We start from the raw sequence: 13,741 nt of genomic DNA, 5'->3' as shown, positions 1-13,741 counted from the left end.
GACTGCCTGAGCTCGCATAATTGGTTCATGGAAACCAAATGGCTGGAAGATTTTGTGAGCCTGGCTGAAACCCGCAGTTTCAGCCGCTCCGCCCAATTGCGTCATGTCACCCAGCCCGCGTTTTCACGGCGTATCCAGGCGCTGGAAGCCTGGGCCGGCACCGACCTGGTGGACCGCAGCTCATATCCCACGCGGCTCACCCCTGCCGGAGAAACCCTGTACAGCCAGTCGCTGGAGATGCTGCAGGGCCTGCAGTCGACCCGCGCCATGCTGCGCGGCCACACCTCGGCCGGGCAGGACGTCATCGAGTTCGCGGTGCCGCACACCCTGGCATTTACCTTCTTTCCGGCCTGGGTCAGCAGCTTGCGCGAGAAGTTCGGCCCCATTAAGAGCCGCTTGATCGCGCTGAACGTGCACGATGCCGTATTGCGACTGGTTGAAGGCAGCTGCGACCTGTTGATCGCCTACCACCACGATTCCCAGCCTTTCCAGCTGGACCCGGACCGCTATGAAATGGTGTCGCTGGGCCAGGAAGTGCTGGCACCTTTTGTCAGGGCCAATTCCGCGGGTGAGCCCGAGTTCAGCCTGCCGGGCCGCGCCGGCCAGCCCTTGCCTTATCTGGGCTATGCGCCGGGCGCCTACCTGGGCCGCATGGTCGACATGATCCTCAAGCAGTCGAGCACGGCCATCCACCTGGACCGGGTGTACGAAACCGATATGGCCGAAGGCCTGAAGGCGATGGCGCTGGAAGGCCACGGCATCGCATTTTTGCCGCTCAGCGCCGTCAAGAAGGAATTGAGGGCCAAAAAACTGGTCAGCGCCGGCGGCAACCTGGAAATGACCATGGACGTGCGCGTGTACCGTGAGCGGCCCACCTCCAAGGAGTCTGCCAAAACCCATGCCCAGGCCTTGTGGACTTACCTGCAGGCACAAACCGGCGGCAAGGAAAAGGCTGGCGGCCGCGGCGCGGGGGCACCGGCATCGCGCTAGCCGACCGCCCGTTGCCTAAGCGGGCTGGCCTTGCGGTCAAATGCTGGCATCAGACTGACGACTAGTAGTAACCCTAAGTGGTTATAAGAAAAATGCATGGAAGATCGTCGAAACAGCATTGGTGTTTTGACACCTCCAAATTTACAGTTCGTGACGTTCAAATTTTGGTGCTTGCCCGTGCTTGTTGATTCATTTGCTGTCTGCGTTGCCTTCCTTACGGCCCTTTGTGCGGCATCGGTCTGCGCAAGGCACGGCGCCATTCGGGTGATCGCCCAGCCTGTGCGGCCACGAGTGCAGGCGGCCTGACGGTCCGCTGGCACAAAGACTGCTTACATCTGCCGTATAGTTCCGGACTTTTAATGCGTGCACCATTTTGGAAAACCCCAGAAATTGCTGTCAATGCTGCGGGTTTGCAAAACCATCAACCCTTTCACGCCGTCCGCTTTCCCCCATTTTTAGAGGCCGGGTAAACCTAGGCGTAGCCCGGGAACCAACTCTCTAGAATAGTTCGCTAATCGTTTCATTCATTACAGGAGATTCCATGAAACTCAAGCTAGTCGCTCTGTCTGTTGCATTGCTCGCCACCGGCGGTGCGTTTGCCGACACCCTTTCCAAAGTCAAGGCTTCAGGCGTTGTGACCATGGGCGTGCGTGACTCCTCCGGTGCACTGTCCTATACCCTCGGTGACGGCAAATACACCGGCTACCACGTCGAAATCTGCCAGCGCATCCTGGCCGGCCTCGAAAAAGCCGCCGAGCGCAAGCTGGAAGTCAAATACCAGCCCGTGACCTCGCAAAACCGCATTCCCCTCGTGCAAAACGGCACAGTCGACATCGAGTGCGGCTCCACCACCAACAACGCGACCCGTCAAAAAGACGTGGCCTTCGTCGTGACCACCTTCGTCGAAGAAGTCCGCATCGCGGTGAAAGCCACCTCCGGCATCACCTCCGTTGCCCAGCTCAGCGGCAAGACCGTGGCCACCACCACGGGTACCACTTCCGTGCAGACGCTGCGCAAGAACAAGCGCGCCACCGGCGTCGAGTTCAAGGAAATCTTCGGCAAGGACCACTCCGACAGCTTCCTGCTGCTCGAATCGGGCCGCGCCGATGCGTTCGTCATGGACGGTTCCATCCTGGCCGGCAACATCGCCACCGCCAAGAAGCCTTCGGACTTCAAGATCGTTGGTGAAGTGTTGAGCGTCGAGCCCATCGCCATCATGATCCGCAAGGATGACCCGCTGCTCAAGCGCCTGGCCGACGACACGGTCAAGGGCATGATCAAGTCGGGCGAGATGAACAAGCTGTGGACCAAATGGTTCCTGTCGCCGATTCCTCCGAAGAACACCAAGGTGGGCCTGGCACTGAGCGCCAGCACCAAGGCTGCCTGGGACAATCCGAACGACAAGCCCATGGAAGAGTACGCCCAGAAGTAATTCGGGTCAGGTAAATTGAGAACCCCGCCGGACATCATGCTCTGGCGGGGTTTCTCGTTTACCGTGGCATGGAAAAACAACACAACAACCCTTTGCTGGAGCCGTGATGACTTGGGATTGGCAGGTATTTCTAAATGACGACGGTAGTGGCCGAACCTACTTGCAATGGATGTTTGACGCATGGGGCTGGACGCTGTCCGTCGCCGGTGCATCCTGGGTGATCGCCATGCTGTTTGGCGCGCTGGTCGGCACACTGCGCACCTTGCCCAACAGCCCGTGGCTTGTCCGCTTTGCCAATGCCTGGGTCGAGCTGTTTCGCAACGTTCCCTTGCTGGTCCAGATTTTCATCTGGTACTTTGTGGTTCCCAAAATTTTCCCCGCCATGAAGGAGCTGCCCAGCTTCATCCTGGTGGTGTTCGCTCTCGGATTTTTCACCTCGGCGCGTATTGCCGAGCAGGTCAGGGCCGGCGTGCAGGCCTTGCCGCGCGGCCAGCGCTATGCCGGCATGGCCATGGGCTTTACCACCGTGCAGACGTACCGCTACGTGATCCTGCCCATGGCCTTTCGCATCATCATTCCGCCGCTCACCAGCGAGTCGATGAACCTCTTGAAAAATTCCTCCGTGGCTTTCGCGGTGTCGATCGCCGAGCTCACCATGTTCGCCATGCAGGCGCAGGAAGAAACTTCGCGCGGCATTGAGATCTACCTGGCGGTGACGGCCCTTTATGCAATCTCTGCCTTCGCGGTCAACCGGGTCATGGCCTTTGTTGAAAAGAAGGTCCAGATCCCCGGCTTCGTTGTAGCCGGCTCAACGGGCGGAGGGCACTGACATGCTTGGACTCGACATGAGCTTCCTGAACTGGGAGATGATTTCCCAGTTCGTCGTCAAGGGTTTTATTTTCAGCATCGAGCTGACCGTCATCGCCACCATAGGCGGCATTATTTTCGGCACCGTGCTTGCGCTGATGCGTCTGTCGGGCAAAAAATTCCTGACGGTTCCCGCGACCATCTACGTCAACGGCATGCGTTCCGTTCCGCTGGTCATGGTGATCCTGTGGTTCTTCCTGCTGGTACCTGCGTCGTTCTACACGACCTTCGGCGCCTGGGGGGCCAACTACCGCGCCGAGATTTCGGCCATCATCACCTTCGTGGCCTTTGAGGCTGCGTACTTCAGCGAAATCATGCGTGCGGGCATCCAGTCCATCTCGCGTGGGCAGGTCAATGCGGGCCGTGCCCTGGGCATGACCTATTCGCAGAACATGAAGCTGATCATCCTGCCGCAGGCTTTCCGCAACATGGTGCCCATCCTGCTGACCCAGACCATCATCCTGTTCCAGGATACTTCGCTGGTTTACGCCATCGGCGCCTACGACCTGCTCAAGGGCTTCAGCACCGCCGGCAAGATCTTCGGCCGTCCTGAAGAGGCCTACCTGCTGGCCGCCGTGGTTTATTTCGTGATCTGCTTCGGGCTGTCCTTCATGGTCAAACGCCTGAACAGCAGAATCGCCATCATTCGCTGAGATCGCTGTTTCTTAAAACACCCCCTATCTCTCAAAGAGCACACTGGAGAAGAAGATGATTGAGTTGAAAGAAGTTTCCAAATGGTACGGTGAAGTGCAGGTTCTCAATAACTGCACCACCAGCATCAAGAAGGGTGAAGTTGTTGTGGTCTGCGGCCCATCGGGCTCGGGCAAATCCACCCTCATCAAGACCATCAACGCGCTGGAGCCTTTCCAGAAGGGCCAGATCTTTGTCGACGGCAAGGCTGTGCATGACCCCAAGACCGACCTGCCCAAGCTGCGCAGCCGCGTCGGCATGGTGTTCCAGAATTTCGAGCTGTTCCCGCACCTGAGCGTGACCGAGAACCTGACGCTGGCGCAGGTCAAGGTACTGGGCCGCAAGCCCGACGAGGCCAAAAAGCACGGCCTCAAATACCTGGATCGCGTGGGCCTGATGGCGCACAAGGATAAATTCCCCGGCCAGCTCTCCGGCGGCCAGCAGCAGCGTGTGGCGATTGCCCGCGCGCTCAGCATGGACCCGATCGCCATGCTGTTTGACGAACCCACCTCCGCGCTGGACCCGGAAATGGTGGGCGAGGTGCTGGACTGCATGATGGGCCTGGCTGTCGAAGGCATGACCATGATGGTGGTGACCCACGAAATGGGCTTTGCCAAAAAAGTGGGCAGTCGCGTGATTTTCATGGATGTCGGCGGCAAGATTCTGGAAGACTGCTCGAAGGACGAGTTTTTCAGTCACCCGGAAAACCGCCAGGCGCGCACCAAGGATTTCCTCAACAAGATCCTGGCGCACTGAAAGCCATGCGCCCCGGAAAAAAAGCCCCGAACCCCGGGGCTTTTTTCATGGCGGCTCATGATGGTCGGGTGGTGTGACCAGTGCGACAATTCAGGCCATGACTTCAGCCACCCGCACACCCGCCTCCACCCTGACCATCACCCGGCCCGACGATTGGCACCTGCATGTGCGCGACGGCGAGGCCCTGCACACCGTGGTGCCGCACACGGCCGCACAGTTTGGCCGCGCCATCATCATGCCCAACCTGCGCCCGCCGGTGACCACGGCCGCCCAGGCGGCGGCGTATCGGGAGCGCATCCAGGCCGCTGTGCCGGCCGGCGTGCAGTTCGAGCCATTGATGACGCTCTACCTCACCGACAACCTGCCACCCGATGAGATCAAGCGCGCGAAAGACGCCGGTGTTGTGGCGCTCAAGCTATACCCGGCCGGCGCCACCACCAACAGCGATGCCGGTGTGACCGACCTGCGCAAGACTTACAAGGCACTCGAGGCCATGCAAAAGGAAGGGTTGCTGCTGCTGGTGCATGGCGAGGTGACGTCCTCCGACATCGACCTGTTCGACCGGGAAGCGGTATTCATTGACACCCAGTTGATTCCGCTGCGCCGCGATTTCCCTGAGCTCAAGATCGTGTTTGAGCACATCACCACCCGCGAAGCCGCCCATTACGTGCGCGATGCCGGCCAGTTCACGGGTGCGACCGTCACCGCGCACCACCTGCTCTACAACCGCAATGCCATTTTCACGGGCGGCATTCGCCCGCATTACTACTGCTTGCCGGTGCTCAAGCGCGAAACGCATCGTCTGGCATTGGTAGAAGCCGCCACCAGCGGCAACAACCGGTTTTTCCTGGGTACTGACAGCGCACCGCATCCCGCGCACCTCAAGGAGCACGCAACGGGCTGCGCAGGTTGTTACACCGCCCACGCCGCCATGGAGCTCTACGCCGAAGCTTTTGATACCGCCGGCGCACTGGACAAGCTGGAGGCCTTTGCCAGCTTTAACGGTGCGGATTTTTACGGCCTGCCGCGCAATACCGGCCGCATCACGCTCAAGAAGGAAAGCTGGCACCCGCCCGAGAGCTTTGCCTTCGGCGAAGCCGAGCTCAAGCCTTTGCGCTCGGGTGAAAACCTGCCCTGGAAACTGCACACTTCAGAAAGCACCTGATGGACCACAAGCCGCGTGTTGCCCTGCTCATTGATGCCGACAACTCGCCGGCGTCCAAGATCGACCTGATCCTCAACGAGCTGTCGACCTTCGGCGAAACGAACATCCGCCGCGCCTACGGCAACTGGAAGAAGAATGAACTCAAGGGCTGGGAAGAGGTGTTGCACGAGCATGCCATCCGACCCATGCAGCAGTTCGACTACACCAAAGGCAAGAACGCCAGCGACATGGCCATGGTGATCGACGCGCTGGAGCTGCTCTATACCGACCGGCCCGACGCCTTTGGCATCGTCTCGTCGGACGCCGACTTCACGCCGCTGGTCATGCACCTGCGCGCCAAGGGCGCAGCGGTCTACGGCTTTGGCGCGCAGAAAACGCCGGAGCCTTTTGTCAATGCGTGTTCGAGATTCCTGTTCCTCGACAAGCTGCGCCCCATCGCCGTCAGTGATGCGGCGGGCGGTGCCCACGGAGACAGCCGTGACGATGGCGAGGCGGTTGCCGCCGCGCCCCTCAGGGCAACACCCGCCCAGCTCAAGCAGGACGCCAAGCTGGTCATGCTGCTGCGCAATGCCGTCCAGGCCGCAGCCGACGACGAGGGTTGGGCGCGCGTGGGTGCTGTGGGGACACAAATCGCCAACCAGGCCTCGTTTGACCATCGCAACTACGGCTATGCCACGCTGACCAAGCTGCTGGTGGCCACCCAGCTGTTTGACATCGCCGACGAAGGCAAGTCGACCGTCGCAGTGCGCGACAGGCGACTGAACAAGTCGGCCCGGGCCTAGGGGGCCTGCAGGTGCGAGTCGCTGCAGCCCTGCAGCCAGCGCCGGCCATGCCGATGCCGGCATGGAACCAGCCCTGGCTGCAACCCTGGCAGGAGCCTGGCGAACGCGTCGCCCAGGCCATTGCGGCGGGCACTGCGCTGCACCAGGCCCTGAATGCCGAGCAGCGTGCCCCGGTGCGCTTTGTTCCCCAAAGTGCATTGCCCGCCGGTGAGGCTTACGAGAGCTTTATTTTCAGGACAGGTGAATGCCCCACGCGCGAAGGTGCCCATGATTTTTTCAATGGCCTGTGCTGGATGCAGTTCCCCGAAACCAAAAAGAAGCTCAACCAATTGCAGGCTGCAGAGATTGCGCAGGCCGGTGTGCAAAAGGTGCGCGGCCCGGTCCGTGACGCGCTGACGCTTTTTGACGAGAACGCTGCTTTCCTGTCGGCGCCGCAACCCTTGTGGGACGCGTTGGCGGCCCGGGACTGGCAGCAACTCTTTGTAGGTTTGCGCCCACTCTGGCCGCAGGCCCGGCTGGTGCTGTTTGGCCATGCGCTGCTGGAAAAACTGATTTATCCACGAAAACCGATCACAGCCCATGTCTACCGGGCGCAAGCAGCTATCAATTCAATAGCAGATCTGGACCACTGGATTGCTGCCGACCTGAGCGCGGACAAGCTGGCCGGCAAGCCGTTTCTTCCTTTGCCGGTGCTGGGCGTGCCCGGCTGGTGGCCCGGGAACGAGAACTTTTCCTTTTATGATGACTCCCTTGTATTCCGACCGCCACGGCTGAACAACAACAGATAGAAATCAGCCACGGGCTTGCGGCGCAGCTTGAACTGGGCTGGCAAGCCCTCATATCCTGCGCAAGGCGGGCTTTTTTCACCGACCCCACGGAGAACCCATGAAACGTATTTTTCTGTTTGTCCTGACCAACCTTGCTGTCGTGGTGGTGCTGGGCATTGTCGCCAGCCTGCTTGGCGTCAACCGCTTTCTCACGGCCAACGGGCTGAATCTGACTGCGCTGCTCGGCTTTGCACTGATCATGGGCTTCGGCGGCGCCTTTATCTCGCTGCTGATCAGCAAGCCCGTCGCCAAATGGAGCGCCGGGGTGCGGGTGATTGAGTCGCCCCAAAATGCCGACGAGGCCTGGATCGTCGAAACTGTGCGCAAGCTGGCCGACAAGGCCCAGATCGGCATGCCCGAAGTCGGCATCTTTGAAGGCGCGCCCAATGCCTTTGCCACCGGCGCGTTCAAGAATTCGTCGCTGGTGGCCGTGTCCACCGGCCTGCTGCAAGGCATGACCAAGGAAGAAATCGAAGCCGTGCTGGGCCATGAGATCGCCCACGTGGCCAACGGCGACATGGTCACCATGACGCTGATCCAGGGCGTGATGAACACCTTTGTGGTTTTCCTCTCGCGTGTGATCGGCTACGCCGTCGACAGCTTCTTGCGCCGCGGCAGCGACAACAATTCCGGCCCCGGTATCGGCTACTACGTCAGCACCATCGTGCTGGACATCGTGCTCGGTTTTGCCGCCGCCATCGTCGTGGCCTGGTTCTCGCGCCAGCGTGAGTTCCGCGCCGACGCCGGCGCCGCGCAGCTGATGGGCCGTCGCCAGCCCATGATGAACGCGCTGGCCCGCCTGGGCGGCATGCAGCCGGGCGAATTGCCCAAAGCGGTGGAAGCCATGGGTATCACCGGCAGCATCGGCAAGCTGTTTGCCACGCACCCGCCGATTGAAGAGCGCATCGCAGCATTGCAGAACAGCCAGGCTTGAACCATCAAAGGGCGCCCCGCACAGGGCGCCCTTTTTTTCTTCCCGTTTTCTTCACAGGAGTGCAGGCATGAAAAGCTGGATCAGGCAGAACCGCAGTTTTCTGGTGTTGCTGTTGTTGTTCGGGCTGTTCCGTACCGCAATCGCGGACTGGAACCCCATTCCCTCAGGCTCCATGCGGCCCAACCTGCTCGAAGGTGACGTGGTCTTCGTCAACCGGCTGGCCTACAACGTCAAGATTCCGCTGACCGATACCGTGCTGGCGCGCACCACCGATCCGCAGCGCGGCGACGTCGTCACTTTTTCCTCGCCGGTGGACGGCGTCCGCCTGATCAAGCGGCTGGTGGCTGTGCCGGGCGACGTCGTGGAAATGCGCGACAAGGTGCTCATCATCAACGGGCAGTCAGCCCGCTATGAGGCGCTGGACACGGTGCTGGAGCCGGCCGGGCCGGTTGGCGTGCTGGTGGCCACGCACGTGAAAGAAGCCACAGCCCAGGAGCAACATGAAATCCAGTGGCTGGCCGGTGTGAAGGCCAAGGACAGCTGGGGGCCGATCACGATTCCCGCTGACCAGTACCTGATGCTGGGTGACAACCGCGACAACAGCGCAGATTCGCGCTACATAGGCCTGGTGCCGCGCAACCTGCTGATTGGGCGTGCGGAACGGATCCTGGTGTCGGCGGACATCCTGGAGAAGTGGCAACCCCGCCTTGAGCGTTTTGGCCGCTCGCTCTATTGATCAGCCGATCTGCTGATTGACTGAGGCTACAGTGGAAGCCTCAGGCCTGGCGGCTTCTCTGTACCAGCTCTATGGCGTGTGTCACTTGCGCGGGGTCCAGTCCATACATCTCGGCAAATTCCGTAGCCGTTTTCCCGCTGGCCTCAAAGGCACGCATCAGTGCTTCGCGTTTGGCAGTTTGCACTGCCATCTCCGCAAAAGCCTCGTCCAGCAAGGTGTTCGACACCTCATCCTGCGTGCGGGTGCGTTCTGCGTACTCTTCGCGGCTCAAGCCGGACGCTTCAATGGCCTCGATGAGGCGCATACGCACTTTGGGGCGCAGGTCTTCCTTTGAACGTGCCTGGCGCCGGCGGAACACTTCCATGATCGCGTGATGCACATGCTCGGGCGCTACCGGCTCGACGGGCTCGCCCTGCAGGTTGTGGCGCGGGTGGCCAGCCGCCACGCATTCGAGGTAACGCGTGGAACGGGCATGCAGGCCCAGCGCCACTTTCAGTTCGTCGCGCTTGAATGCTTCGGGGTTTTCCGCCAGCAGGTCCTGGAAAGCGCCCAGCTTGAGCGGCAGGAACTGTGCGCCGAACATTTTCGGATAGAGCTCAAACAGCTTTTCCAGCACGGGGTGGACTTCGCGAGTGCGCTGCTGCTGCGGATTGGCCGGCCGGGGGCGCTGCGGGGGGCGGGGGCGTTTGGCACGCGGGGAAGGTGTGGTGGTTTCGGTCATGTGTGTGGGTGAAAAAGATGGTGTGGCGGGGTGTTCAGAAAGCTCAGCGGGGCCTGAACATGCGAAAGAGGTTGTCGGGGGTGACGGCGAAATAATCAGCCGGGCCGCCGCCGCGAAGAATGGGCTCGGCAGCCGCCGTGTCGTAAATGCCGTCTTTGAGCAGATGCCTTGCAATGTACACGCCGACGACCTCGCCCAGGACCAGCCAGGTGGGCACCGGCACGCCGTCGGCGCCCTGCAGCTGCAGGATTTGCGTCAGCCGGCATTCAAACGATACCGGGCTTTCCTGCACGCGCGGCACGGCAATGCGTTGCGAGGCCACGGGCGTGAGGCCCGCGAGTTCGAACTCGTTGACCTCGGGCGGCACCATCGCGCAGGAACGGTTCATGGCCTCGGCCAGCGGCCGCGTCGCCAGGTTCCAGCCGAACTCGCCGGTTTCGCGGATGTTGTGCAGGCTGTCCTTGGCGCCAATGCTGGCGAAGCCGATGATGGGAGGCGTGTAGTTGAAGGCGTTGAAAAAGCTGTAGGGTGCCAGGTTGAGCTGCCCCCTGGCGTCCTGCGACGAAATCCAGCCAATGGGGCGTGGCCCCACCATGGCGTTGAAGGGATCGTGCGGCAGGCCGTGGCCTTTCGAGGGCTCGTAGTAGTGAAAGTCCTGGCCCATCACGCGGCCATCCGCTGTTGTTCGGCGTCCTGCAGCACGCTGCGCGCCAGGGCTTCCGCAACCTTGATGCCATCCACGCCGGCCGACAAGATGCCGCCGGCGTAGCTGGCGCCTTCGCCGGCCGGGTAGAGGCCGCGCACGTTGACGCTTTGCAGGTCTTCTCCGCGGCTGATGCGGATCGGCGAGGAAGTGCGCGTTTCCACCCCGGTCAGCACCGCGTCATGGGTGTCAAAGCCCTTGATCTTTTTGCCGAACACGGGAAAGGCCTCGCGCATGGCCTCGATCGCGTACGCAGGCAGGGCAGACGACAGGTCGCCGATGGTCACGCCCGGCTTGTAGGATGGGGTGATGCTGCCCAGCGCGGTCGAGGGGCGGCCCGCCACGAAGTCACCCACCAGCTGCGCCGGCGCCTGGTAATTGCTGCCGCCCAATACAAACGCGTGCGATTCGAGCTGGCGCTGCAGCGCGATGCCGGCCAGCGCGTCGCCCGCCTCGAAGCCGGGGTAGTCGCGCGGGTCTATGCCCACCACGATGCCGGCATTGGCATTGCGCTCATTGCGCGAATACTGGCTCATGCCGTTGGTCACCACGCGGCCGGGCTCGGAGGTGGCGGCCACCACCGTGCCGCCCGGGCACATGCAAAAACTGTAGACCGAGCGGCCGTTGCTGGCGTGGTGCACCAGCTTGTATTCGGCCGCGCCCAGCGACGGATGGCCGGCATGGCGGCCCCAGCGCGCGCGGTCGATGATGCCCTGCGGGTGCTCGACCCGAAAGCCGATGGAAAAGGGTTTTGCCTCGATGTACACACCGCGCGCATACAGCATGGCGAAGGTGTCGCGCGAGCTGTGGCCCAGCGCCATCACCACCTGGTCGGCACGCATCTCGTGGCTTTGGCCCGTGGCCTGGTCCAGTACCGTGAGGCCGCGCAGCTGTTTGCCTTGCGGGCCGTCCTCGATCAGCACGTCGGTCACGCGCTGCTCGAAGCGGATCTCGCCGCCCAGGGCGACGATCTGCGCGCGCATGTTTTCGACCACCTTCACCAGCTTGAAGGTGCCGATGTGCGGGTGCGCCTCGAACAGGATGTCGGCGGGCGCGCCGGCCTTCACGAACTCGTTCATCACCTTGCGGCCCAGGTGACGCGGGTCCTTGATCTGGCTGTAGAGCTTGCCGTCGGAAAAGGTGCCGGCGCCGCCTTCGCCGAACTGCACGTTCGATTCCGGGTTGAGCACGTTCTTGCGCCACAGGCCCCAGGTGTCCCGGGTGCGCTGGCGCACCGTCTTGCCGCGTTCCAGCACGATGGGCTTGAAGCCCATCTGCGCCAGCAGCAGGGCTGCGAACATACCGCAGGGGCCGAAGCCGACGACGACCGGTCGCAACGGCAAGCCGGCGGGCGCCTGGCCCACCGTGCGGTAGGCCATGTCCGGTGTGGGAAAGATGTGCGGGTTGCCGGAAAATTTCGCCAGCAGTGCGCCTTCCTGGGCCGCATCGGCGAGCGTGACGTCGACGATGTAGACCTTGAGCAGGTCTGCCTTGCGGGCATCAAAGCTGCGTTTGTGGATGTGGACGTTCTGCAGGGCGGCTGCGGCGACGCCCAGTGTCTGGGCCACCAGGGAGGGCAGGGCATCCTCCGCGTGGTCCAGCGGAAGTTTGAGTTCGGTCAGGCGAATCATGAGAGGGGCTCGTGTTGATCAAGCAACCTGCATTTTAAAGGACTGGCGGATAATGGGCCCCGTGAAGCACGCCAGACCGCCGCTGGTGCAATCTGGGAAACCAGGCACTGGAGGAACGTCCGGACTGCACAGGACAGCGTAGGAGGTAATACCTCTCCACCGTGAGGTGAGGATCAGAGCAACAGAGACGAGTCGGCCTTGGGGCAACCCCGGGCCGGGTGAAACGGGCAATCTCTACGCGCAGCAATACCAAGTAGGCCAACGTTGATGTGGTTCCGCAGAGTTGGCGGGTAGGTAGCATTGAGCCGTGGGGGCGACCCCCGGCCCAGATTAATGGCGGTCACGCCGGACTTTCTCCAAGGGGGTCCGGTGCACAGAATCCGGCTTATCGGCGGGCTTCACACTAATAAAAAAGCCCCGTTCAGCAATGAACGGGGCTTTGTCTTTGGGCCTTGCCGGCCCTGCCTGCAGCGTCTTATTTGGCGGGAGAGGCGGCGGCAGCTGGTGCCGGTGCGGTGGCGGCTGGCGCTTTACCGAAGTACTGCGCGAAAATCTTGTCGTAGGTGCCGTCGGCCTTGATGTCGGCCAGGCCCTTGTTCAGTTTTGCGAGCAGCTCGGCGTTGCCTTTTTTCACGGCCAGGCCGTATTGCTCGGGTGCAAAGCTGGCGTCGGCGATGGTCTTGAACTTCGAGCCGGTGTTGTTGTTGACGTAGTGCTCCACCACGCCGTTGTCGGCGACCACGGCGTCCACGCCGCCGGCTTCCAGCTCTTTCAGTGCCAGTGGCGTCGCTTCAAAGCGCTTGATGTTGGCGCTGTCCTTGCCCTGCAGCTTGGTGATGACTTCGTCACCCGTGGTGCCGTTCTGCACGCCGACCTTGAGTTTCTTGAGGTCGTTGAACTTGGCGATCTTCGAATCCTTCTTCACGGCGATCAGTTGCTGCGCGTCAAAGTAAGGCGACGAAAAATCCATGGTCTGCTTGCGCTCGGCCGTGATCGTGATGGCCGAGACCAGCAGGTCGCGGTCGCCCTGGTTCAGGGAGTTAAAGATGCCTTCCCATGGCGTATTCAGGAACTTGACTTCGATGCCGGCCTTCTGTGCCACGGCCTTGACGACTTCGATGTCGAAACCGACGATCTCGCCTTTGTCGTTCTGGGACTCAAAAGGTACATACGCGGCATCCGTGCCGACGACGTACACCTTGGCCGCAGGTGCGGGTGCCGAGGCGGCGGGAGCGGGTGTGCTGGCTGCGGGTGCCGGCGGCTCGGTCTTGCTGCAAGCGGCCAGAACGATACCGGCGACCAGGGTGCCGGCGGTTTGCAGGAAACGTCGCGTTGAGATGGAGTAGGAAGACATGAAGTCCCTCAAAAAAGGTTGAAATGATGGTGATGCCCGTCAAGCCATGCGGTCAGGCACGGCTTCCGGCATACGAACAAAAAGTATAAACCGCAGCCCTGGGGTCAAACAGCCCCTTTCAGTAGCCTTGGTGACTGTTCAAGGCCTTAACGC

General features: G+C 61.6%; 14 protein-coding genes and 1 other RNA gene. 11 read left to right on the top strand and 4 right to left on the bottom strand.

The annotated features are described in order from the left end of the window. Positions 1–27: 27 nt before the first annotated feature. The 10 genes from AC1D13_RS22010 (at position 28) to lepB (ending at position 9,179) form a co-directional block, all read left to right on the top strand. Positions 28–990 (top strand): LysR substrate-binding domain-containing protein, encoded by a 963-nt coding sequence (locus AC1D13_RS22010; protein WP_457281129.1) that lies wholly within the window; start codon positions 28–30, stop codon positions 988–990. Positions 991–1,531: 541 nt separating this feature from the next. Beyond that, the gene (locus tag AC1D13_RS22005) at positions 1,532–2,422 is read left to right on the top strand and encodes a transporter substrate-binding domain-containing protein (RefSeq protein ID WP_457281128.1); all 891 of its coding nucleotides are present in this window, start codon (positions 1,532–1,534) and stop codon (positions 2,420–2,422) included. 106 nt (positions 2,423–2,528) lie between these two features. Then, positions 2,529–3,251, top strand: a complete 723-nt coding sequence (locus tag AC1D13_RS22000) for an amino acid ABC transporter permease (RefSeq protein ID WP_457281127.1) — start codon at positions 2,529–2,531, stop codon at positions 3,249–3,251. 1 nt (position 3,252) lies between these two features. Then, positions 3,253–3,942, top strand: a complete 690-nt coding sequence (locus AC1D13_RS21995; RefSeq protein WP_457281126.1) for an amino acid ABC transporter permease — start codon at positions 3,253–3,255, stop codon at positions 3,940–3,942. Between the two features lie 55 nt (positions 3,943–3,997). Beyond that, on the top strand, positions 3,998–4,735 hold the full coding sequence (locus tag AC1D13_RS21990) for an amino acid ABC transporter ATP-binding protein (protein WP_457281125.1): 738 nt from the start codon (positions 3,998–4,000) through the stop codon (positions 4,733–4,735). 97 nt (positions 4,736–4,832) lie between these two features. After that, positions 4,833–5,900, top strand: coding sequence for a dihydroorotase (gene pyrC, locus AC1D13_RS21985; RefSeq protein ID WP_457281124.1), 1,068 nt, complete (start codon positions 4,833–4,835; stop codon positions 5,898–5,900). Next, complete coding sequence (locus tag AC1D13_RS21980) at positions 5,900–6,682, top strand: NYN domain-containing protein (protein WP_477687235.1); 783 nt, start codon at positions 5,900–5,902, stop codon at positions 6,680–6,682. The genes pyrC and AC1D13_RS21980 overlap by 1 nt, the downstream gene beginning before the upstream one ends. Before the next feature lie 47 nt (positions 6,683–6,729). After that, complete coding sequence (locus AC1D13_RS21975) at positions 6,730–7,470, top strand: DUF3025 domain-containing protein (protein ID WP_477690286.1); 741 nt, start codon at positions 6,730–6,732, stop codon at positions 7,468–7,470. A gap of 97 nt (positions 7,471–7,567) precedes the next feature. Then, the gene (gene htpX, locus AC1D13_RS21970; RefSeq protein WP_477656648.1) at positions 7,568–8,443 is read left to right on the top strand and encodes a protease HtpX; all 876 of its coding nucleotides are present in this window, start codon (positions 7,568–7,570) and stop codon (positions 8,441–8,443) included. A 67-nt stretch (positions 8,444–8,510) separates the two neighbouring features. Beyond that, complete coding sequence (gene lepB / locus AC1D13_RS21965; protein ID WP_457281121.1) at positions 8,511–9,179, top strand: signal peptidase I; 669 nt, start codon at positions 8,511–8,513, stop codon at positions 9,177–9,179. 40 nt (positions 9,180–9,219) lie between these two features. Here lepB and AC1D13_RS21960 read toward each other — a convergent pair whose 3' ends face one another. From AC1D13_RS21960 to AC1D13_RS21950, 3 genes are read right to left on the bottom strand one after another with little or no spacing between them, the layout of a single operon-like run. Continuing rightward, complete coding sequence (locus tag AC1D13_RS21960; RefSeq protein ID WP_457281120.1) at positions 9,220–9,900, bottom strand: ProQ/FINO family protein; 681 nt, start codon at positions 9,898–9,900, stop codon at positions 9,220–9,222. 43 nt (positions 9,901–9,943) lie between these two features. Next, positions 9,944–10,564, bottom strand: coding sequence for a flavin reductase family protein (locus tag AC1D13_RS21955; protein ID WP_457281119.1), 621 nt, complete (start codon positions 10,562–10,564; stop codon positions 9,944–9,946). Next, positions 10,564–12,234, bottom strand: a complete 1,671-nt coding sequence (locus AC1D13_RS21950) for an NAD(P)/FAD-dependent oxidoreductase (protein WP_457281118.1) — start codon at positions 12,232–12,234, stop codon at positions 10,564–10,566. The genes AC1D13_RS21955 and AC1D13_RS21950 overlap by 1 nt, the downstream gene beginning before the upstream one ends. 63 nt (positions 12,235–12,297) lie before the next feature. Here AC1D13_RS21950 and rnpB point away from each other — a divergent pair. Continuing rightward, positions 12,298–12,638, top strand: an RNA gene (gene rnpB / locus AC1D13_RS21945) — RNase P RNA component class A. A gap of 71 nt (positions 12,639–12,709) precedes the next feature. Here rnpB and AC1D13_RS21940 read toward each other — a convergent pair. Next, a complete protein-coding gene (locus AC1D13_RS21940) occupies positions 12,710–13,588 on the bottom strand; it encodes a basic amino acid ABC transporter substrate-binding protein (protein WP_477666617.1) in 879 nt (292 codons plus the stop codon). Between the last annotated feature and the right edge of the window lie 153 nt (positions 13,589–13,741).

Source organism: Polaromonas sp. P1_E12 (assembly GCF_056405975.1).
This window is presented reverse-complemented; position numbering and strand designations above follow the sequence as displayed.